The sequence below is a fragment of the Maribacter sp. Asnod2-G09 genome (genome assembly GCF_045063795.1).
GTDB lineage: Bacteria > Bacteroidota > Bacteroidia > Flavobacteriales > Flavobacteriaceae > Maribacter.
The window spans coordinates 248,593-272,011 of sequence record NZ_JBEFOA010000005.1 but is presented as its reverse complement, the minus strand read 5'-3'; the positions used below and the strand labels follow the sequence as shown (position 1 = coordinate 272,011).

The window sequence follows — 23,419 nt, the reverse complement described above, 5'->3', positions numbered from 1 at the left end:
CCAAACAACAAAAGAATAAATAACAATCAAATAGTTGAGCATGAACAAGTATGTAAAGTACGTATTAATAGGAGTAGCAGTTATTGGGATACTGGCTGCAGTAGTCTATTTTTTAAAGAAAAATAGCACCCCTTTAAAAACATATGAAACTGAAACCGTTGAAAAAAGAGATATTACCAATAAGGTAGTTGTTACCGGTAAGGTGATACCACAAGATGAAATTGAGATAAAACCTCAAATTTCTGGTATTATACAAAAGGTGTATTTGGAAGAAGGTGTTCAAGTTAAAGCGGGTGACTTAATTGCCACAATTAAAGTAGTACCAAATGAGCAGTCTTTAAATCAAGCTCGAGGTAGAGTAAATAATGCCAAAATTTCTTTAAGCAATACAAAGATTGAATATGATCGTAATAAAACACTTTTTGATAAAGGGGTGATTTCTAGTCAAGATTTTAATGCCTTGCAATTACGATTTGATCAAGCAACGCAAGAATTACAGAATGCTCAGGCAGATTACCAGATTATTAGAGTTGGTTCTGCAGGTGGTTCATCTAGTGCCAATACCAACATTAGAGCTACGGTAACGGGTACATTATTAGAAATACCTGTAGAGGTAGGTGATCAGGTTATCGAAAGTAATAATTTCAACGATGGTACTACTATTGCGTTTATTGCAGATATGTCTAAAATGATTTTTGAAGGAGAGGTAGATGAGGCTGAAGTAGGCAAACTTAAAGTTGGCATGCCATTAGAGATTAGCATGGGTGCTTTACAAGATGAAAAGTTCAGCGCAAAATTAAAGTTTATTGCACCTAAAGGTGTGGAAGAAGAAGGCGCTGTTCAATTTAAAATCGAGGGTGATTTAGTAGTGTCTGATAGTACAAATATTAGAGCGGGTTATAGTGCAAACGCGGCAATTGTTTTAGAAGAGAAGAAAGATGTGCTTTCTATAAAAGAAGCTTTGTTACAGTTCGATAAAGAAACCAATAAGCCCTATGTAGAAGTGGAAACTGGTGATAATGAGTTTGAAAAGAGAGAGCTTGAACTAGGTGTAAGTGATGGCATCGACGTAGAAATTATATCTGGAATCGATGAAAACTCTAAAATAAAAATCTGGAACAAGTTAGAAGCCAAGAGTGAAGATAATGGTCCGGATGAGGATTAAGAATAATCAATCAAATCAAAAAACGAATCGAGCAACCTAGGTATAGGTTGGTTTAAAAAAGAATAAAATGAAAGTAAAAATCACAGGATTACTACTATTATGTTCTGTTGTGCTAGGTATGGCACAGCAAAAGAAATGGACTCTAGAGGAGTGTGTGTATTACGCTGTAGAAAACAACCTTACTGTTAAGCAATCAGAATTAGATTTAGAAAGTACTTTAATAGATAGGTCTGATGCAATTGGTGCCTTGTTGCCTAGTCTTAATAGTACAATTAGCGCCTCAGCAAATACAGGTCTAGCGTTAGATCCGACAACAAATAATTTGGTTTCTGCAACTATATTTTCTGCTTCAGGAAGTTTGACATCTTCAGTAACTTTATTTGATGGGCTTCGAAACTATAATACTATCGAAAGAGCTAAATTAAGTGCGATTAGTAGTCAATATAGAGTTGATGATATCAAAGACGATATTAAATTGAGTGTTGCTAATGCCTATTTGAATGTTTTGGCGAATAAAGAATCATTAAAAGTTTTTGAATCGCAATTGGCTATTACCCAAAAAGATTTAAAAAGAACTAAAGAGCTGGTTGATTCTGGTGTTTTGCCTAAAGGAGATGTTTTGCAGATAGAAGCAACTGCTGCAACTCAAGAGCAACAAATGATTAATGCGCAGAATTTAATTTTAATTTCAAAAATTAGTTTGGCACAATTGCTAAGTATTACTGATTATGAAAATTTTGATATTGCTGAGGAAGAGTTCGATATACCGCCTTCTGATATATTAAATAATTCATCTAAAGTAATTTTCGATAAAGCTTTAACTTTTAGAAATGATATAAAGTTTGCTTTAACTGGTGTGGAATTAGCTGAGAAGGATTTAGAGATTGCTAAAGGAGCAAAATACCCTAGTGTTGGTGCATTTATCAATTATAATACTAGATATTCTGATCAAAATAATGATCCGTTTACTGGAGAGGCAATTCCATTTAAAGATCAATTGTATATCAATGATGGTATATCATATGGTGCTCAAATGAATATTCCTGTTTTCAATGGTTGGAGTGTTCGTAATAATATAAAGCGTTCGAAAATTAATATTGATATAGCTCAAATTGAATACGAAAGAACAAAGTTACAATTAGAAACAGATGTGAATCAAGCCTATGTTAATGTCACTAATTTTTTCAAGACCTTTCAGGCGGCAGAAAAAACACTTGAGGCAAGATCACTGGCCTTTGAGTATTCTAAAGAACGTTACGATGTGGGGTTAATGAATGCTTTTGATTTTAGCCAGTCACAAACTCTTGTAGATAATGCAGAGGCTGATTTAATACGTGCTAAGTATGATTACATATTCAGATTAAAAATATTAGAATTTTATTTCGGAATTCCTATTTCTTTAGAATAGTATAAATGATAATATAATTTAAAAGCCTGTAACATTTTCATGTGTACAGGCTTTTTCATTTTACAGTAAGTAATACCTTTGCAACATGGGCGTAATATTAAATCTAGAGACTTCATCAACTAATTGTTCGGTGTGTGTAGCTAAAGACGGAGTTATCCTTTCAATGAAAGAGTTGAATTCGGCAAACTATTCACATGCAGAAAAACTACATATTTTCATAGAAGAGGTAATGCAAGAGGCTTCTTTGAAAATGGAAAATTTAGAAGCTGTGGCAGTCAGTAAAGGTCCTGGTTCTTATACAGGACTTAGAATTGGAGTTTCGGCGGCAAAAGGCTTGTGTTATGCATTAGGTATCCCGTTGATTTCGATTTCTACATTGAAAAGTATGGCATCCCAAGTGAAAATTAAAAATGATGAAGTATTAATACCTGTTTTAGATGCTAGACGTATGGAAGTGTATTCGTCAGTTTTTGATAATGAGCTCAATGAAATAAGAGAAACTAAAGCTGAAGTAATCGATGAGCATTCTTTTCAAGACTATATCAATAAAAAACATGTTCACTTTTTAGGTAGTGGAGCAGAGAAGATAAAAGAATTATTTCCTTTAGAAATGATTACTTACCATTGTGAAGTAGTACCATCAGCAAAAGAAATGGCAGCTATTTCATCTGATAAATATAATATAGCTGACTTTGAAGATGTCGCTTATTTTGAGCCATATTATTTGAAAGATTTTGTGATACAGACTAAGAAGGCGAAAGCATAAAAGTGATGTAAAATAAGAAAGTCCTTGATTAATCAAGGGCTTTCTTATTTTTTTGTGAATTATAAATTAACTTTTCATCTGCGTAACCACTCTCTGTGGGAATGGTATTTCAATACCTGCAGCGTCAAAACGATATTTTATTTCTTCTAACACATAGAAATGCGCAGCCCAAAAATCTGCGTTATTTGCCCAAAAACGTAAGGTCAGATTTACCGAGCTATCTCCTAATTCACCTACATATACTTCTGGTGCGGGAGTCTTGTGTATGGTTTCATAATCATTACATATAGCTAAAAGAATTTCTTTGGCTTCTTTAATGTTCGATGTATATCCAATACCTACATCAATTTTATCTCTTCTTGTATTTTGTGCGTTGTAATTGGTAATGGTGTTATTGGAAAGTTGACCATTTGGTATAATAGCTATCTGATTACCGAATGTGCTCACCTTGGTGGTGAAAATTGATATCTCTTTTACTGTTCCATCAACTCCTTGGGCAGAAATAAAATCTCCTATTTTAAAGGGTTTGAATAATAAGATTAGCACTCCGCCAGCGAAATTTGCCAAAGAACCTTGTAAGGCTAAACCTATAGCCAAACCAGCAGATGCTAAAATGGCAACTAGTGAACTTGTTTGAACCCCTAGTTGGGTAATCACTAATATGAAAAGTATTATTTTTAGAGCAATGCTGATGAAGCTTTGTAAGAATGTTTCTAACGCTAAATCATAATCTTTATTTGCGAAAAATTTACGTATCATTTTATTTATGAAACGTATAACATACGTACCTGCAATTAATAGAAATATTGCCCATAATATACTAGGTAGTACGTCCCATAGCCAAGCTATAGCATTATCTGCATGTTCTTGCAGATTCATTATTTTATCTAACATAACTTTTATTTGTTTAAACTGCTAAATCGACTAGTAACTTGTAACCTAAAATTAATACAAGGCTGAATAATTGTTAAGTGATAGATGAAACGAGATCTAAAGCTTTGCTAGGTTCTTCTACGGGCATTTGACAGCTACCGTGATTACAAACGTAGATGAGCGTCTTGTTCATTACATACCTATTCATTAACAAAGGTAAGTTGCTAGTTTTAGCATTTGAAGCAGCAAATATAGCGTTTGGAAGATAGTTCTTCATGAGGGTTTTGCATATGAGTTCAAAGTTTTCACCGATAACGACCAATTCATAGAAATTCTCACTCATTAGCTGTGCTAAGTGAAGCCAATTGGCATGATTTTGAGGATTCTGAGTGATTGATGGTTTCATGGTTTTCATCATTTGATGCAAACGAATATCAAAATTATCTTCAGGAAAATATTTTGATAGCTTATGTAAATTATGAGCCATCATTGAATTAGAAGAAGGAATTACGTTATCTGCAACTTCTAGAGTCTTTCTAATAAGATTGTCTTCGTTATTAGATGTAAAAAAGAATAATCCTGTGTCAGCATCTGAGAAATTTTTAATGACATATTTTGTAAACTCCAAACTATGATCAAGCCATTTCTCATCAAATGAAACTTCATATAACCCTATGAAAGCATCTATAATAGAAGCGTAATCTTCTAGAAAACCGTAAATAGTACTTTTTCCATTTTTGAAGTTGCGGTATAAGCCACCATCTTCGGTGGTCATATGCTTTAGAATAAAATTCGCATTTTTAATAGCAAGACTTAAATACTTATCGTCTTCTAAATATCTGTAAGCATCTGTAAGTCCTTTTAGGGTCAAGCCATTCCAAGAGGTTAAAATTTTATCATCTAATCTTGGTTTGTTTCTTCTTTCTCTTTCTACTTTCAATAGTGAAAGACACTTGGTAATTATTTCTTGCAATTCTACTTTGGTGATAGAATGATTCATTGCAATAGCTAATGCTTCTGAATCTCTAATAAGTACATAGTTGTCATCTTCCCAGTATCCATAAGAGTTAATGCTGAAGTAATCGGCAAAAACAGGGTAATCGTTTTTTAGTAGTTCTTTAAGTTGGTCTTCTTGCCAAACATAAAATGCACCTTCTACTAATTTGTTGTTATCAGTAAAGCTATCGGCATCTAAAGAAGAGTAAAATCCGTTACTTTTATCTAATAGTTCTTCTTCTAGGAAAGTGATACTTTTTTCAACGACACTTTTATAGAGTTCATTGTTAGTCTTTGCATATGCATTTGCGTAAAGACTAATTAAAAGGCCGTTATCATATAACATTTTTTCAAAATGGGGTACGTGCCATTTCGTGTCTACAGAATATCTAGAGAATCCGCCGCCAACATGGTCAAATATACCGCCCCAGGCCATTCTTGTTAGGGTAGTGTTTACATATTCATTTACAGTGCTATCTTGTTTTGCGTGCGAATAGTATTGTAAAAAGTTGAGGTTGGTAGGCATCATAAATTTTGGTGCCCGTTTGTATCCTCCTAAAAAGGTGTCGAAATATTTGGTCCAATCACTAACCATTGTATCAATTTCAGAACCTTCAATTAAATCTTGATTGTCACCTGTGGTTATTGCATTGATTTCTTTTAGTCCTGTTGCCATGTTTTCGGCATATCCAATAATCTTATTAGGGTCATCAACATAAAGTTGTTGAAGTTGATTCAATACTTGTATCCATTCTTGTTTTTTGACGAAAGTTGCGCCCCAGAAAGGTCTGCCATCGGGTAGCGCAAGAATATTTAAAGGCCACCCACCACTACCTGTCATCATTTGTAATGCATCCATATAAATATGGTCGATATCTGGTCGTTCTTCCCTGTCCACTTTAATATTAATAAAATGGGCATTCATTGTTTTAGCAACTTCTTCATCTTCAAAACATTCATGTTCCATAACATGGCACCAGTGACAAGCGGCGTATCCAATACTAATAAGTATTAGTTTTTGTTCTTCTTTGGCTTGTTTTAAAACGTCATCATTCCACGCTTCCCAATTAACCGGGTTATGGGCGTGTTGCAGTAAATATGGACTACTTTCTTTAATTAGATTATTAGTATGCTTTTGTGGGGTAGGCATTGAGTGTATTTTAGTTTTAAAACAAGAAAAGCGCCATTTGGCGCTTTTAATCCTGTTAGGTAATTGTTATTTCACTTCAAAAGTGATTTTAACATTTACTCTATAATTTTTGATTTTTCCATCTTCAACAGTAGCACTTTGCTCGTTGATGTAAACCGACTTAATATTCTTTACTGATTTAGATGCTTCAGAAACTGCTTTTTTCGCTGCGTCTTCCCATCCGTTGTCAGAATTTGCTAATATTTCGATTACTTTTAAAACTGCCATAATTAATGATTTTTAGATTTATTTAAAGTTACAAAAATTGAGGGCAATGTTTAATTCATTTCAATGAATAATTAACCGTTAAGCGCAACTACCTCATTTACTTTGTCTCCCATCATATTTTTCAGCATTGTCTCGATACCGTTTTTCAACGTGAAAGTTGATGATGGGCAACCGCTACAAGCTCCTTGCAAAATAACATTAACAGTTTTGCTTTCTACATCGTAAGATTGAAACATGATATTACCACCGTCACTTGCTACAGCTGGTTTTACGTATTCTTCTAAAATGTCAACTATTTCCTGAGAGGTTTCATCAAGTTCTACCGTACTTTCTGCAGATACAGTTTCAGATACTTGCGCTTCTGCACCAATTGCTTTTGCGTTATCAGCAACAATTTCTTTACCGTCAGCGATGAAATTTCTAATTACTTCTCGTAGTTCGATGTTAATATCGTCCCATTCTGCAACTTCATATTTGGAAACAGAAACGTAGTTCTCATCTATAAAAACTTGTTTTACGAATGGAAACTGAAATAGCTCCATCGCCAATTTAGAATCTCTTGCTTCATCAATATTCTTAAACTCAAATGCAGATGCTACAATTTTCTTGCTAGCCACAAACTTCATTGTAGATGGGTTAGGTGTAACCTCCGCATAAACTGTAACCGGTACAGGTTTGTCCATGTCTTCTTCAATAACAATAGGCTCGCCAGCATTTAAATACTCAACTAACTGTTGTGCTACTTCATCTTTCACATCTTCCCATTGAACAATATCATAACGTTCTAGGCCAATAAAATCACCAGAAATATAGACTGTTTTTATAAAAGGCAAATGAAATAATTGCTGAGCTAAAGGTGAATTTTTAGCATCGTCAATATTCTTGAATTCGTAATTTTTTCGTTGAACTAAAATGTGATTAGTTTCGAACTTTAATATATTTGGGTTATTGGTTTTAACGACTGTAATTGAATACTCTTTCATCTCTCAAAAATTTTAAGCAAAAATACAAAGGAAATCTTAGTTTGCACCTACATAATAATGTTGAGGTTAACTCGTTATAAACTTTATATTAGTGAAACTAAACCCTAGTTTTAAAGTCCCAATATGAAATACCATATACTTCTATTGTTTACCGTGCTTATGATTGGTTTAAAATCTACTGCACAAGAAGGTATTCCTGTTTATTTCGATTATTTATCTGATAACTATTATTTAGTTTTTCCTTCAATGGCCGGTATCGGTGAAGGTGGAAAGATTAGGGCTACGGCAAGAAAACAATGGTTCGATGTCGATGATGCGCCAAGTTTACAGACGATAAATGCTCATTTTAGATTAGGTGATTCCCCAAGTGGTATTGGTGCAATCATATTTAATGACGCAAATGGTTACCATTCTCAAACAGGATTAAAATTGACATATGCCCACCATTTAAGAATGGGTGGAGATGATGTTAGGCAGTTAAATCAACTTTCTTTCGGATTAAGCGCAACCATTTTACAAAGCAGTTTAGATGAAACTGAATTTAGGTCTGTTACACCAGACCCTGCGGTTTCAGGTATTAAATTAAGTTCGTCTTACACTAATGTTGATATCGGGATTTCATATAACTATCAAGAATTTTACACGCATTTTGCCGTGACCAATGCACTAACGGGCAGTAAAAGAAATTTATATTATAGAGATAGACAAGATAATCCTGAAGAGTTGGTTATTGATAATATTAGACGTTTTTTAGTTTCTACTGGTTATGTTTTTGGAAGAAGTGAATGGCAGTTCGAGCCTTCCATTTTATTTCAAATGACTGAATTTACCAAAGAGAAAAGTTTAGATATTAATGCTAAGGTTTATAAAGATGTAGATTTTGGTCGTATTTGGGGCGGACTCTCGTATAGAAGAAGTTTTGACGGAGCACAGTTTCAAGATGGAGCTTCTTTCGGGGAACAACGTTTGCAATTAGTTACGCCGATTGTTGGTGCGAACTTCAATAACTTTATGGTTTCTTACAACTATTCTTATCAAATGAATGATTATCGTTTTGATAACGGAGGATTTCATCAAATTACCTTAGGTTATGATTTCGGTCAAAAAGAACGTAAGTACGATTGCTATTGCCCAGCAGCAAATTAAAAAGGTCTGCCCGTAATTGGGCAGACCTGGTATTTTATTATTCCCAACTGTAATCTTTTGTTTTAGCTTGTTTTTTAATTGCTTTGATCATAGCATTTTCAAGCTCTCCTGATTTTTCATCTTTTTTATGTTCAGAAATATAAGCTAATCGTTTCTTGTTATATTCTTGTATCTCTTTTTGAATCTCTTCTCTTTCATTCTTTTTGTCATCGACATACTTTTTTATCTCTTTTTCATTTTTGCCTTGTAGCTCTTCTGGTAACTCATCATTTTCCACAGAACTTATTTCGAATTCGGCATCATCGTATGCATCAACCAAATCCCATTTTTTATTATTGTAAAGCCTAGAACTTTTGCTCACCGCTCTTTTAACGGCAACGGTTTCTTCCATCTCTAATGCATTACTGTCTTGTACTTCTTGTGCGATAATTTTTGATTTACCCATAGATCCGTAAGAAACATATGTGGTATTTAATCTTGAATTCAGTTTAATAATGATATCGTCATAAGGGGTATTGATATGAACAACTTTCTTGTTGTGATCAATAGCCATATATTCTCCGCCTGTTAATGAAGCACCATTTTTCCAATCGGTGTTTATTCCCAACTCATAATTTCCGCAGAAAATAGTATTTACCACTACATCTTTTTCATTGGCATTTGCTAATGCAGTTCTGTAGTTATATCTACCTTGAGTAAATGGTTCGTTACCGGCTATGAAAATCATTCGCAGTAAATCGGGATTCTTATTCCATGGTAATTGATGTAAAGAGGTTTGCAGTACTTTACCACAGTATTCTTCACCACCATTGGTAGTTAAAGAAAATAGCTTTTCTGAAATCTCGTCTAAATCACTACTAAAACCTAATACTTGCTGAATGTATCCTTCGTTAGCAGAAAGATTATCATTTCCATATTGGTATAATGCAATTTGTAAATTCGGTCTGGTGTCGTTACCACATTTGGCATAACTAAACTCGTTTACAATATCCCATAATTGAGATTTTGCTTGGTTTATCAATCCGTTCATACTATTGCTAGTATCTAATAACAGGGCTATTTGAACAGTGTTCGTTTCCTTTGCTTCAATTGGTTCAATTGTTTCTGTAGCCTGGGCAATCAATTCAATAGGTTTTTTCTTATCGTTAGTATTACATGCGAATACAGTAGATAAAGTAAGAAGTGCTATGCCGAATGATCCAAGTTGCTTAATCGTTTTCATCATTTTATGTTTTAAATTCAATGCTAAACTAAAGGCAAAGTATTTCTCTGAATAACGAGAATGAGCGAATTGTCCGTTTCACTTAGTAAAGTGGCATGCAGAGTTTGTAAACCCGTGAAATGGTTGTTTAGATTAGGGTGTTTTAAGTAATACGCATTTTTTAGTGCCACAATAATCAGCTAAGTTTACCGTAGTAATAACAGATGAAAAATTATAGTGTCTATATTGTAATATGTTTTCTTTTAGGATGGAACGCACTTCATTCTCAAAGGCCAAACGATGCCCTAAGATTTACTTTAGAGGGTAGGGTAGAAGTTAGAAATACTGGAAAACCAATATCTGGTGTTTCTATTTCTAATGATATGGGAGACTTTGTGATTACTAATGCATTAGGGGAGTTTGAGATTAGAACTAGAATTGGTGATCAGCTAGTTATAGAACATGATGATATTGAAACCCTACGGTACGATGTACAGAAGAATGATGATGTCTTAATTTTAGTTGAAGATTTTGAATCTTCACCAATTAGTAGTCGATCAAAATCATTGCCAGATATAGCTGTCAAGCATCAGCAATTATTAGATTCGGCAGAAGAGTATAAAGCTCAAGATATTGAAAGAAGTATTGACTTAGTAGCACAATCAATTTCAATTTTAGGCAAGCGAGGGAGAAAGAAAGAGCTGGCAAGGTCGCTTTCTAAACTCGGTGAAATCTATCAATATCATAAACAATTAGATCTGGCTATTGATAATTACGAAGATGCTTTAGAAAATAATAAAACGATTTCTACTTCTTTGCTACTAGCTAAGGCATATAACTTAACGAATAGATTTGACGAAAGCTTGGGGTTATTGAATCCGTTATTAGAAATTAAATCTATGCCACCGCACCAAAGTGTAGTACTTTATGAATTGTTAGGTGATGCTAAAAAAGGAAATGGTAGAACACAAGAAGCTTTAGATTTATATAATAGAGGGTTGTTGATTGCCGATAAGAATCAGATTACATCAAAAATGATTGACCTAAATTCTAAAATAGGCGATACCTATTCTTTAGGAAATCAGAATATGGAGGCTGAAGCTTATTATGATAGTTCGTTAGAACTTGCAACTCAATCGGCACCTAAAAGAGCGTTGCAAGAGAAAGAAAAGGTTGCAGATTTTTATAACACCAAAAATAGGTTCAACGAAGAGATTACTATGCGTAAAAGCAGTCTTCAAGAATTAAAAAAACTCAATTCGCCCAATGCCGGAGTTAAGAAATTAGAATTAGGCGACACCATCACATCACAACGTATTAATTACAAAATTGCTAATGCATATATCTCTCAAGACAGGTATAATGAGGCGATACCTTTTTTAGAGAAAAGTATTGTTGAAGCAGATTCAGATGATGATTTAGTGGTTCAGAAAGATGCTACTAGAAAGTTATCTGAAGTGTATAAAGTGAAAGGTGATTTTACCAAGGCATTAGATACCTACCAAACATATGTGGCTTTGGTAGATTCGTTATATGTACGTAAAGAACAAGAAATTTCTAGAGCTACTCGTTTTAATCGCGAAATTGCAAATGCAGAAAATCGACTTACTGGTTTAGAGCAAGAAAGAGAACTTTCGCAAAGTAAATATGATCTTGCGCTTACAGAACAGGAGTTGGTGAAAGAGAGTAATAAGCGACAGCAACTGGTAATTTATTCGCTCATATTCGGACTGCTATTAACCTTATTGGCGGCTTTTTTCTTTTATCGAAGTAACCAGCAACAAAAACTGGCAAATAACTTATTGGCATTGAAATCGTTGAGGTCACAGATGAATCCGCATTTTATTTTTAATGCATTGAATTCGGTAAATAACTTTATTTCAAAAAGTGATGAACGTAGCGCAAATAGATATTTAAGCGATTTTTCAAAGTTGATGCGCTCTGTATTAGAAAATTCTGAGGAAGATTTTATTCCGTTAGAAAAAGAATTGCAGCAGTTAGAGCTTTATATAAAACTTGAGCATTCTAGATTTGAAGATAAATTTGATTACCAGATAGCTGTTGATGAGAATGTACAGGTTAATAAGTTTCAAATTCCACCAATGTTATTGCAACCTTATATTGAAAATGCTATTTGGCACGGATTAAGATATAGAGAAGAAAAGGGAGAATTGTTGGTTACGGTTAAAGAGAATAGTGCAGATTCTATTATAATCTGCATTACTGATAACGGAATCGGTCGAAAGAAATCTGCAGAAATTAAAACACAAAATCAGCGAAAACAGAAGTCGAAAGGAATGGGCATCATTAAAAAACGTGTTGCTATCTTAAACGATATGTATACAGATAAAGTAGATATCAAAATTTCAGATTTACAGTCAGATGGTTCAGGAACTAAAGTCCTATTCATTTTAAAAAGAGAAAAATGAGCTTAAACGCAATTTTAGTAGAAGATGAAGCAAATAGTAGAGAGATATTAAGAAATTATATTGCTAAATATTGCCCAAGTGTAAACTTGTTAGGTGAGGCTTCATCAATTAAAGAAGCCTTGGTCTTAATTGAGGCTAACGACTTAGATCTGGTATTTTTAGATGTAGAGATGCCTTTTGGTAATGCTTTTGATTTATTGGATCAATTACCAGACAGAACTTTTGAAACCGTTTTTGTCACGGCATATGATCATTATGCAAAAGATGCCTTGAATAATCATGCCGCGTATTATTTAACGAAACCCATTAATATAGATGAGTTAGTAAATGCTGTGGAATATGTGGAAGGTGTTCGAGACAAAGAGGCTAGTTTAGAAGGAGAGGTGCTGAGCACGAAATCTAATGGAGTAGAAGGGAAGTTGACATTGCCCCAACAAGACGGATTTCAAGTATTAAATATTGCCGAAATACTGTATTGCAAGGCAGATGATAATTATACCGAAATTTACTTGTTGAATAAGAAGATTTTGGTCAGCAAAACATTGAAGTATTTTGAAGATGCATTAACCGATTATCCTTTTGCACGAGTACATAAATCTTTTTTGGTAAATGTAAATGAGGTGATTAAGTATAGAAAAGGTAAAGGTGGCAGTGTTGTTATGTCTAACGGAAAAGAAGTGATGGTTTCCGCATCAAAAAAGAAAGATTTTCTATCCTATTTTAATTAAAAGAATTACAATGATAAAAGCTGTTAGAGGTAAAGAACCCGTTATAGGTGAAGATTGTTTTATTGCAGAAAATGCAACCATAGTAGGTGAAGTGAGTATGGGAAAGCAATGTAGTGTTTGGTTTAATGCTGTATTACGTGGCGATGTTAATTTCATTAAAATGGGCGATAAGGTTAATGTTCAAGATGGTGCCGTAATTCATTGTACGTATTTAAAATCTCCTACCACAATCGGTAATAATGTTTCTATTGGGCATAATGCTCTGGTACATGGGTGTACTATTCATGACAATGTGCTAATTGGTATGGGTAGTATTATTATGGATGATTGTGTAGTAGAAAGTAATAGTATCATAGCTGCAGGAGCTGTTCTAACAAAAGGAACGCATGTGCCATCAGGAAGTATTTTTGCGGGCATGCCGGCAAAGAAAATAAAAGATATTAGTCCCGAATTAAGTTCTGGTGAAATCAATAGAATTGCTGAAGCCTATACCATGTATTCTGGCTGGTTTAAAGAATAGATGAGAATCCAAATATACAATTGGGCATTGCAGTCTATCTAAAATACGTATTTTTGACCTACCAAAACTAAAAGTTATGAACGCGTATGTTTTTCCTGGGCAAGGTGCTCAATTTGTCGGAATGGGTTTAGATTTATATGAAAAATACCCTATTGCAAAAGAGTTGTTTCTTAAGGCAAACGATATACTAGGCTTTGAGATTACTGAGGTAATGTTTAGAGGCACTGCCGAAGGATTAAAAGAAACCAAGGTTACTCAACCAGCTATCTTTCTTCACTCTGTTATTCTAAGTAAAGTAATGGGAGATGCATTCAAACCAGATATGGTTGCGGGTCATTCTTTAGGAGAGTTCTCTGCCTTGGTGGCAAATAATACCTTAAGTTTTGAAGACGGATTAAAATTAGTATCACAACGTGCTTTAGCAATGCAAAAAGCTTGTGAACTTAAACCATCGACCATGGCAGCCGTTTTAGGTTTGGAAGATGCTGTTGTTGAAAAAGTATGTGCCGAAATTTCAGGTATTGTTGTTGCTGCGAATTATAACTGTCCGGGTCAATTGGTGATTTCTGGAGAAGTATCGGCAGTAGAAGAAGCTTGTGAAAAATTAAAAGAAGCAGGAGCTAGACGTGCGTTAATGCTTCCTGTTGGTGGAGCTTTCCATTCTCCTTTAATGGAACCTGCTAGAGAAGAATTAGCTGCTGCAATAGCAAATACTACTTTTTCGACACCTAGTTGTCCAATCTATCAAAATGTACCCACAACTGCAGTAAATAGTGCAGATGAAATTAAAAAGAACTTAATGCTGCAATTGACTGCGCCAGTAAAATGGACGCAAAGTGTTCAGCAAATGGTAAAAGATGGTGCTACGGTTTTTACTGAAATAGGTCCTGGTAAGGTATTACAAGGGTTGGTAAGAAAAATTGAACCTTCTGTTACCACACAAGCTCCAGAGTTAACAGACTAACTATTGTTTCCTTAATATTACCATTTAACCTATAAATCCTTTTTTCAACTGTTTGTGAGGGGTTTACCTTGATTTTTTTGTAATATTGGGACCCTCATTTTTGGTTACGGATTTAGAACATCCTCCAGCCTTATTGTTGGGAATGATAAAGAATGCTATGAAAATAAGAGTATATAATTGTTTTTTGACTTCTAATATTAGTAGGAGCTTAAAGAAATTCCTTTTTGTTTTTGGATTCCTTTTTTTAGGTGCTTTTTCGCAAAGTGTTTCTGCACAGGTTGTTTCAGTTGAAAACCTTAGAGATGCTGCAGAAGGAAATTTTGTAACGGGAAGATTCAGGGTTCAAGTAGCTCCTATATCCGGCGATGGCTCAATTGTAGTTAAATATAACGTGTTAGCAAGTGGTACTGCTACCGCCGGCTCTGATTATATTGCTTTGACAGGAGAAGTGGTGGTTGATTATACTTTTTTTTCTGGAGGTTCAGAAATAATAGATGTTATTGCCTCTGCTCAAGATCTTCTGATAGAAGGTGAAGAAACAGTAAATATTGAATTAGTTGCAGATCCTAGTTATAACTTAAGTGCGGGTAATACTACTGCAACAGTCATTATTGCAGATGATGATTTTGTGACTCTAAGTATTAATGATTCTTCAGCAGATGAGGGTGATGGATTAGATTTTACAATAACCACAAATCAACCTGTACAATATGACTACGAGGTAGAAGTTGAGTTTTCTGGAGGAGATGCTATAGGTGGGGGTCCCGGTATTGCTCATCCTCAAGATTACAATAGTACCTCTCAAACAATAAAGATTTTAGCAGGTTCTACTTCGCAAAATTTTTCAGTACCAATAGGTAATGATAATGTTATAGAAGATGATGAAAGTTTTGGTGTTCAAATAGTAAGTGCAACTAACACAAATGTAAATGCTGGCGCAGCCTCGAAGGGTACAATTATTAACGATGATTTTGCAGGTGTAAACGTAACTGCAATAAGTGGTGATACAGGTGAAGATGGTACAACAGCCACTTTTAATGTTACTTTAGATACCCAGCCAACGGCAGCAGTATCAGTCATTTTGTCTAGTAATAATACGGATGAAGGTACTGTTCCTGCTAATGTGACAATTCCTGTAGCAAATTGGGAAACTGGTACATTGGTAACTGTAACAGGTGTTGATGATGCTGTGGTTGATGGTGACGTTTCATATACAATTGTTACGGGTAATGTAACGTCTGCTGATACTAATTATAACACTTTAAATGGGGGTGATGTAGCAAATGTTCCTGTTGTAAACAATGACAATGATATTATTTTTGAAGTTACTGTTGTTTCAACTACTGCTACAGCTAATGAAAATCCGGTTTCTAATGGCGTTTTCACAATAAGTTTAGATGAAAATAATACAACTGGCGCACCGGTAGTCGTAAATTATAGCATAGCTGGTACTGCAACATCAGGTTCAGATTTCACAGCATTAAGTGGTACTGTTTCAATACCGAACAATGCAAGTTCAGGGGTTGTTAACGTAGTTCCAATAAATGATACTGCTATTGAAGATAATGAAAGCGTAATCTTAACAGTTGCGGCAGGTACAGGCTATACTATTGGTTCGCCAAATAATGCAACAGTTTTTATTGTAAGTGATGATACTAACGTTGCACAAATTACTGCATCAGATGGTACTGCCGCAGAAAGTAATGGGGCTGTCTCTCCAGGTGAATTCACTGTTAGTTTAAGTGTTCCTAATAATACAGGAAGTCCAATTATAGTCAATTACGCTGTTAGTGGAACAGCTGTTAATGGTACAGATTATACGGCTATAAGTACTAATGCGGTAAGTATACCTAATGGACAGCAAGATGCTGAAATTGATATTCTGCCGATTAATGATGCAATTCAAGAGGGGGCTGAAACAGTTATACTCACTTTAGCTACAGGAACAGGTTATATTTTAGGTTCTGGACCTACGCGTACTGCTACTGTTCAAATTGATGATAATGATCAAGCAACATTAACAATTTCTAATGAATCATTAAATGAAGATGATGCGGCTGGTCAAATGATATTTGATGTAGTTCTTGATTTAGCTGTTGTAAATGGTACAACCGTAACTTATTCCTTTGCAGATGATACTGCGACAGGTGGTGGTACAGATTATACAAGTACTAATGGTTCGCTAATTTTTACAGGTACAGCGAACGAAACCAAAACAATTACGGTTCCGATTAATAACGATGCTGTATTAGAAAATACAGAAATTTTTACCGTTCAATTGGGTTTGCCAACCAATAATGTACAAAGGGCTGGCGGTGGTACGGCAACTGGTACAATTCAAGATGATGACAATTGTGTTGCTGCACCGACCTTAGATACATCGGTTTCGAATATATATTGTGTTGAGACAGCTGGAGATGCTTTTTCTGCAAACCTATTCGATTTTACAAGTAGCGCAGCTCCTGCGGGAACTGTTTTAACATGGAGTAGAGTTTCTAATCCTCTAAATACGAATTCTCATTTAACCGTTGCAGAAGCTCAAGATGTAGACTTGCCAGCTTCATACTATGGTTTTTTCTATGATGCAGCTAATGATTGCGCTAGTGGAACTATTGAAGTTCAAATTGTTAGAAATGTATTGCCGCAATTAGTTACTATTAATGATAATGAGCGTTGTGGCCCGGGTACGCTTCTTTTAAGTGTAGTGCCAACTGCCGGTGCATCTATTAATTGGTACGACGCAATAGATGCGGTTACACCGATTGCAATGGGTGAAACATATACAACACCTTCTTTAAATGCTACTGCGACCTATTATGTAGAAGCTACAGAGAACGAATGTACTACCGAGAGACAACCGGTTATTGCAAGAATAGGTTCTCAGGCTACCACTGGTACTGCAACGAACGGTTCTATTTGTAATGTGGCTGTAAACGGACTTACGACTATAGATTTAGATACGAGATTGAATGGTGCCGATCCTGGGGTTTGGGTGTTTGTTTCTGGTCCGCAAAACGATGTGACTATTAGTTCTACAAATGTTGTGGAATTCGAAGATTTTGCTTCTGGTGCTTATATTTTTAGGTTTACGACAACAAATTCTACTGCACCTTGCGAGAATCCTACTGTTGATGTAACTATAAACGTTAGCGATTGTGAAACCGACGATGATAATGATGGACTTCTAGGTGGTCAAGAGGTAGTGTTAGGTACTGATTCTAACGATGCTGATACCGATGGCGATGGTATTGAAGATGGTGTGGAGGTTGGTGATGATATCGATAATCCATTAGATGAGGATGGTGACGGAATTATCGATGCGCTTGATTCTAATACTGCAGATGCTGATAATGACGGAGTAAACGATCAACAAGATCCTGCTAATAACAATCCATGTATACCTAATCGTTTTAATGGTAATTGTGATACAGATGGTGACGGAATTTCAGATTTAGATGAACAAACAAATGGTTCTGACCCCGATGATCCTTGTGATCCCGTGGCAACTCCTAATTGCGATGAACCTATAGATTTAGAGGTGTTGAAATCCGTAGATAATGTTGATGCATTAATTGGTGATACCATTATTTTTAAAATATTGCTTACCAATTTATCTGACAGAACTGCAAGAGCTATTGTTGTTGGCGATCTTTTAGAATTAGGTTTCGATTTTGTTTCTGCAGATGCGCCTGAAGGTACTGATTATGATGAGGTATCTGGTAATTGGAATATTCCAGAACTTGCAGCAGGTATTTCTTTAGAGCTTTCTATTACGGTAATCGTTGCAGAACAAGGTCCGTATATGAATACTGCAATTTTATTGGAATCGATTCCGACAGATAATAACCCTGAGAATGATGAAGCTACTGTAGAGTTAAGTACAGAAGCTCCAGAAGGTGTCGATCTTAAAATCGAGAAAGAAGCTCGTCCAGATAAAGCATTGGTAGGTGGTGAAGTAGAATTTATTATCCGTGTTACCAATATTTCTGAATCTGATGTGGTAACAGATATTATTGTAAATGATTTAATAGCAATTGAAAACGGATTTGAATTTGTTTCTGCTGAGTCAGATTTTGGTGGTACGTATGACGAAGCTTCTGGTAATTGGAATATTCCTTCTTTAAATAGAGAAGAAATGGCTACGTTAAGAATTATTGCTAGAGTTCCTGCAATGGGTACATATACGAATACGGCAAATATTGTTAGGTCTACACCACGTGATGGTAATACAGAAAATAATGAGGCAACTGTTGAGGTCGAAGTAATTCAGAAAAGTCCTGCTGATCCAGGTTTCCTATTTAATCAATTCTCGCCAAATGGAAATAATCAGAATGAGGTTCTTCGAATTAATAGAACTTTGACAGATCCAGATACTGGTGCGCAAGTAGAGGTTGATTTGCAGTACAAAATAAAAATTTACGATCGTTACGGAAATCTTGTTTTTGAAACCGAAAAAGTAAATGATGGCGATGTTTGGGACGGTACTTATGAAGGTAAAGAATCGCCAAAGGGAACTTATTTTTATATCATGAATTATAGTGTTAATAATCAACCTGCAATTTTAGACAAAGGTTGGATACAGCTTATTAGATAAAATAAATTATGGATTATAACTTTTATAAATCGAGTTATGCTATTGCTTTAGTACTATTTTCTCTGTTAAGCTTTAATGCATTTTCACAGAAAGAACCGCAGTACACACAGTACATGTATAATATTGGTAGTTTTAACCCGGCCTATGTTGGTACGGTAGAAAATCCTGAATTTTCTGGATTGTATAGAGCGCAGTGGATCGATATACCTGGTGCACCTAGAACGTTTCGTTTTGGTGCAAACTTGCCGTTTAAAAATGAAAAAGTGGGTTTAGGTATTAATATCGTAAATGATGAATTGGGTCCGGCAACACAGACCTATGCCGATATTTCTTATTCTTATCAAATAATGGTAACCGATGAGACAAAATTGTCGTTCGGTATTGATGCCGGTGGTTCGTTTTTAAATGTTGATTTCTCTAAAGGAACTTTTGAAAACCCAGGTGAAAATCTTAGTGATGAAATGCTTTCTAAATTTTACCCAACGGTAGGTGCCGGTGCATTCTTATATTCAGAAGATTGGTATGTAGGTGCTTCTGTTCCTAATTTTCTGACCGAGGGTATCTATAATGACGAGATAGCATCTGTAGTAGAAGATAAGATTCAATTTAACTTTATTGGTGGTTACGTTTTTGAACTTTCAGATAATTTAAAATTTAAACCAGCCTTTTTGGTGAATACTATTGCTGGTTCACCGGTAAATGTCAACCTTTCAAGTAATTTCTTGATTTCTGATGTGGTTACAGCGGGTGTATCATATCGTATAGATAATGCATTTAGCGGTTTAGCAGGTTTTCAGATTTCCAATACCTTGTTTGCGGGGTATTCATATGATTATAACACAAACTTACTTGGCGAATTCAATAATGGGTCTCATGAGATTATACTTAAATTCTATTTAGGTAGAAAAGGACCTTCGAAATCTAAAGGTAGTAGTGATAAGAATGCAAAAGGTAAACCGAAACAAGTAGATTCGCCTAGATTCTTTTAAAGTGAACGAAAATGAGATTTAAATTAATCATAGTATTACTAGCTTTTGTACCATTTTTAGGTGCGGGCCAAGACAAAAAATCAAAAGCCGATAACCTTTTCTATGGCTATCAATATGAAAAAGCGATTGCAGCGTATAAGAGCGAAATGCAAAAAGATTCATTGACCAATTATCAGTTATTGAACCTTGCAGATTCTTATTTTAGTACAGGTAGTTATGATAGTGCTTCTGAACTTTATTTAGAGGTCAATAAGAACGATACGATAATGTCTGTTAACAGGTTTAATAAAATGTTGCAGAGCCTTTCTAAAAACTCCGAGAGAGAAAGGGTGAAAATGTTCTTGAAGTCAAAAGCTGACAAATTATCTCCTGAACTTTTAGAAAATGCGGAGTTTAATTATAGTTTATTGGAAATTCCCTCAAATACGGATAACAGTGTTATACGTGATTTGGGCGTGAATAGTGCGCAAGGCGATTTCTCGCCGGCTTTTTATAAGAACGGTGTAATTTTTAGTAGTAGTAGAGGTCGAAATACCAAAAATGTTTATGAGCCAACAGGTGAGTCATATTTAGATATCTACTTTGCAAGATTAAGTTCTGATAATAATTTAGTTGATGTAGAAACTTTTAAAGAAATTCCTGCAACCGACTTTCATAAATCTACACCATATTATTCTGAAAAACTTGAAACGTTTTTTTATATCCTATCTAATGAAGAAGATGGTGAACTTAGGTATAATGAGAATGGTAAAAATGCATTGGCAATAGGTACGCTTACTAAAAATGACAGGTTTAGATTTATATTAAAAGATTTAAGTACTTCTTTTTATTACCCTTACTTTGATGATGCTACAGAACGTTTATATTTTGCAGCAAATTTTGACGATAGTTATGGTGGTACCGATTTGTATTATGTATACACGAATAACGGACAGATAATGTCTGCACCTATTAATTTAGGACCTAGAATAAATTCGCCGGGTAACGAGATTGCTCCTTATGTTTTTGATGGTAGTTTATATTTTTCTTCGGATATTTTTTATGGTCTTGGAGGGATGGATATTTACAAATCTAATATGTTGCCTAATGATTCGTATACCATACCGGTAAACCTTGGTGACGGAATTAATTCGACAGCAGATGATTTCGGATTTATTATTCATAATGTTGAAAACACAGGATTATCAGGATTTTTTGCTTCTAATAGAGCTGGTGGTAAAGGCGGAGATGACTTATACGGTTTTGGACTTAAAAATGCACCAGGATTAAAAACTTTTGCATTGGGCGGTAAAGTGGTAAACCTTAGAAATAAAGTAGGTTTGAAAGGTGCTCAGGTAAGATTGTTGAACCAGCAAGGAGATGTTTTAAAAGAGGTTATTGCAGGTGATGACGGTAGCTTTAGAGTTGAAGTGCCATGGATGTCTCAAGTAACCATACAGGCAATGAGTGATGGCTATTCTATTTTTTCTACTACATACTCGGAAGAAGGAATGGAAGAAATTCAAAACACGGCTTATAACATGGGTCTTGCAAGAATGGAAGATTTGGTAACACAACGAGAAGACAAAACGGTGTTAAAACTGAATAAATTTTATTTCGATAAAGGAAAATCAGTTTTAAACGCGCAAGTAGAAGAGGAGCTTAAGAAAGTTGTAGATGCCGTTGTTCGTTTTCCGCAAATGAGATTAAGGATACAATCGTATACAGATACCCGGGGTAGTACTTCGTCTAATAAAAGGTTATCGCAACTGCGAGCTGATGTAATTAAAAACTATCTTTTAAGTAATGGTTTAAATTCAAACAACATTATTGAGGCAACTGGTTATGGTGAAGAAAACATTGTAAACAATTGCGTAAATGGTGCTTATTGTTTAGATTTTCTTCATAAACAAAACGAACGTACTTTATTTGTCGTTGAGTAATTGATGCCTATTTCTATAGTATTAAAAAATAATGATATAGAAATAATAGAGGGCGAAACCAGACAAGAATAAAATTCCGGCATAGGTGAGTAGTTTTAATTTCTTTCCTGGTCGAAATTTTGGGTCTAGGTCATCGCTGGTTACATTTTTTAAATTCATATAGCCTACAATCGGCGCGACTACGAAAGAGACGAATGTAGCCAAGGCAACTAAATTTCCCATATTTGCACTAAACGCTGCTATAACTACAAAATTAATTAGAGTTAAAGCGAATACGCTTACTGCGTATGCTGTTTTTGTACTATACCATGTCGTTTTTGGTTTTAACAGCGAAATGATATCTAAACTGACTCTTGCTAAAGCATCATGTGCGGTCATACAAGTACTGAACATTGTGGCAAATGCAGAAATTGCTATAAACAGATATGCCCATGAGCCAATATGTTGTGTAAATAATTGAACTACCTGGTCAGCGAAACTTACCGCATTGTTGCTGAGTTGGATGTTTGTTCCGTATAACGTATACCATCCTATTATCATAAAAAAGACAGCTAATATGGCTGTAATGGCATAGCCAATATTAAACTCTTGTAAAGATTCTTTTAAGCTTGGCTTGTCTTGAGTTTTCCATTTTTCAATACTCCATAAGCTGATCCAGCTAGAAGCTTCTACGCTGGTAGGCATCCATCCGATTAATCCTATTAAAAATAGAATTCCAACTTCGTTAAAAATGGGTAAGGGTTTAAAGTCTGGTACATGGCATACTGGTCCTTTTACTAGAACTAAAATTGTAGTCACTAATAATGCAAGAAATAATATACTAACAACGAATTTTAAACTGATTTCTAAAAACTTGTATTTTCCGAAAATGAGTAATGCGCTTATAATTAAAAATAAACTTAGTGCTACCATTGCGATAGAACTATGCCCGATGCCAAATAAATTAATGAATAGACCGGCTGTAACGGTATATAGAGCTGCTAGTATAGTGAAAGTGGTAATGAAGCTAATTATAGCATAAAACCATAAATATCCTTTACCACGATTTAAATAGCCCTCTATTAAGGTTTTATTGGTGACATTTGTATATCGCACTCCGAATTCGAAGAAAGGGTATTTTAAAATGTTAGCTAAAATTATAGGAATAATCATCAGCCAGCCATATTGTGCCCCAGCTTTGGTCGATAAAACAAGATGAGAGGTGCCTATGGCCATACTTGCAAACAGAAGTCCGGGTCCTAAGTTTTTAAGTATTGTTTTTAAATTGAGCATTCTAATTGGTTTTGGTCGGTGCTCTTAAATGTAGTGTATTTTATTG

General features: G+C 34.9%; 17 protein-coding genes. 11 read left to right on the top strand and 6 right to left on the bottom strand.

Annotated features, from left to right (window positions below):
- The first annotated feature begins 40 nt into the window (after nt 1-40).
- From ACJJVT_RS13360 to tsaB, 3 genes are all read left to right on the top strand, one after another.
- On the top strand, nt 41-1,165 hold the full coding sequence (locus tag ACJJVT_RS13360; RefSeq protein WP_405399344.1) for an efflux RND transporter periplasmic adaptor subunit: 1,125 nt from the start codon (nt 41-43) through the stop codon (nt 1,163-1,165).
- 67 nt (nt 1,166-1,232) lie between these two features.
- Complete coding sequence (locus ACJJVT_RS13355; protein WP_405399343.1) at nt 1,233-2,573, top strand: TolC family protein; 1,341 nt, start codon at nt 1,233-1,235, stop codon at nt 2,571-2,573.
- Nucleotides 2,574-2,658: 85 nt separating this feature from the next.
- Entirely contained in the window at nt 2,659-3,339 is a 681-nt protein-coding gene (gene tsaB, locus ACJJVT_RS13350) for a tRNA (adenosine(37)-N6)-threonylcarbamoyltransferase complex dimerization subunit type 1 TsaB (RefSeq protein WP_405399342.1), read from the top strand.
- A gap of 66 nt (nt 3,340-3,405) precedes the next feature.
- On the opposite strand, the gene ACJJVT_RS13345 is transcribed toward tsaB, so the two are convergent.
- The 4 genes from ACJJVT_RS13345 to ACJJVT_RS13330 form a co-directional block, all read right to left on the bottom strand.
- Complete coding sequence (locus tag ACJJVT_RS13345) at nt 3,406-4,233, bottom strand: mechanosensitive ion channel family protein (protein WP_405399341.1); 828 nt, start codon at nt 4,231-4,233, stop codon at nt 3,406-3,408.
- A gap of 73 nt (nt 4,234-4,306) precedes the next feature.
- A complete protein-coding gene (locus tag ACJJVT_RS13340; protein ID WP_405399340.1) occupies nt 4,307-6,358 on the bottom strand; it encodes a thioredoxin domain-containing protein in 2,052 nt (683 codons plus the stop codon).
- A 66-nt stretch (nt 6,359-6,424) separates the two neighbouring features.
- A complete protein-coding gene (locus tag ACJJVT_RS13335) occupies nt 6,425-6,625 on the bottom strand; it encodes a dodecin family protein (protein WP_027064938.1) in 201 nt (66 codons plus the stop codon).
- A 71-nt stretch (nt 6,626-6,696) separates the two neighbouring features.
- On the bottom strand, nt 6,697-7,608 hold the full coding sequence (locus ACJJVT_RS13330) for a NifU family protein (RefSeq protein WP_405399339.1): 912 nt from the start codon (nt 7,606-7,608) through the stop codon (nt 6,697-6,699).
- A 123-nt stretch (nt 7,609-7,731) separates the two neighbouring features.
- Here ACJJVT_RS13330 and ACJJVT_RS13325 point away from each other — a divergent pair, with 123 nt between their 5' ends.
- A complete protein-coding gene (locus tag ACJJVT_RS13325; protein WP_405399338.1) occupies nt 7,732-8,754 on the top strand; it encodes a type IX secretion system membrane protein PorP/SprF in 1,023 nt (340 codons plus the stop codon).
- Between the two features lie 37 nt (nt 8,755-8,791).
- Here the strand turns inward: ACJJVT_RS13325 and ACJJVT_RS13320 are convergent, their stop codons facing one another.
- Nucleotides 8,792-9,976, bottom strand: coding sequence for a vWA domain-containing protein (locus ACJJVT_RS13320; RefSeq protein WP_405399337.1), 1,185 nt, complete (start codon nt 9,974-9,976; stop codon nt 8,792-8,794).
- Nucleotides 9,977-10,179: 203 nt separating this feature from the next.
- Between ACJJVT_RS13320 and ACJJVT_RS13315 the strand changes: the two genes are divergently transcribed.
- The 7 genes from ACJJVT_RS13315 (at nt 10,180) to ACJJVT_RS13285 (ending at nt 22,101) form a co-directional block, all read left to right on the top strand.
- Nucleotides 10,180-12,384 (top strand): histidine kinase, encoded by a 2,205-nt coding sequence (locus tag ACJJVT_RS13315; RefSeq protein WP_405399336.1) that lies wholly within the window; start codon nt 10,180-10,182, stop codon nt 12,382-12,384.
- Nucleotides 12,381-13,112: a LytR/AlgR family response regulator transcription factor gene (locus ACJJVT_RS13310; protein ID WP_405399335.1), complete on the top strand. Its 732-nt coding sequence runs from the start codon at nt 12,381-12,383 to the stop codon at nt 13,110-13,112. The genes ACJJVT_RS13315 and ACJJVT_RS13310 overlap by 4 nt, the downstream gene beginning before the upstream one ends.
- A 10-nt stretch (nt 13,113-13,122) precedes the next feature.
- A complete protein-coding gene (locus ACJJVT_RS13305; RefSeq protein ID WP_405399333.1) occupies nt 13,123-13,632 on the top strand; it encodes a gamma carbonic anhydrase family protein in 510 nt (169 codons plus the stop codon).
- Between the two features lie 76 nt (nt 13,633-13,708).
- A complete protein-coding gene (gene fabD / locus ACJJVT_RS13300; RefSeq protein WP_405399332.1) occupies nt 13,709-14,596 on the top strand; it encodes an ACP S-malonyltransferase in 888 nt (295 codons plus the stop codon).
- A gap of 157 nt (nt 14,597-14,753) precedes the next feature.
- Entirely contained in the window at nt 14,754-19,190 is a 4,437-nt protein-coding gene (locus tag ACJJVT_RS13295) for a Calx-beta domain-containing protein (RefSeq protein ID WP_405399331.1), read from the top strand.
- Between the two features lie 8 nt (nt 19,191-19,198).
- On the top strand, nt 19,199-20,179 hold the full coding sequence (locus ACJJVT_RS13290; RefSeq protein ID WP_405399330.1) for a type IX secretion system membrane protein PorP/SprF: 981 nt from the start codon (nt 19,199-19,201) through the stop codon (nt 20,177-20,179).
- An 11-nt stretch (nt 20,180-20,190) separates the two neighbouring features.
- Nucleotides 20,191-22,101 (top strand): OmpA family protein, encoded by a 1,911-nt coding sequence (locus ACJJVT_RS13285; RefSeq protein WP_405399328.1) that lies wholly within the window; start codon nt 20,191-20,193, stop codon nt 22,099-22,101.
- Nucleotides 22,102-22,122: 21 nt separating this feature from the next.
- Here ACJJVT_RS13285 and ACJJVT_RS13280 read toward each other — a convergent pair whose 3' ends face one another.
- A complete protein-coding gene (locus tag ACJJVT_RS13280) occupies nt 22,123-23,373 on the bottom strand; it encodes an NRAMP family divalent metal transporter (protein ID WP_405399327.1) in 1,251 nt (416 codons plus the stop codon).
- Nucleotides 23,374-23,419 lie beyond the last annotated feature (46 nt).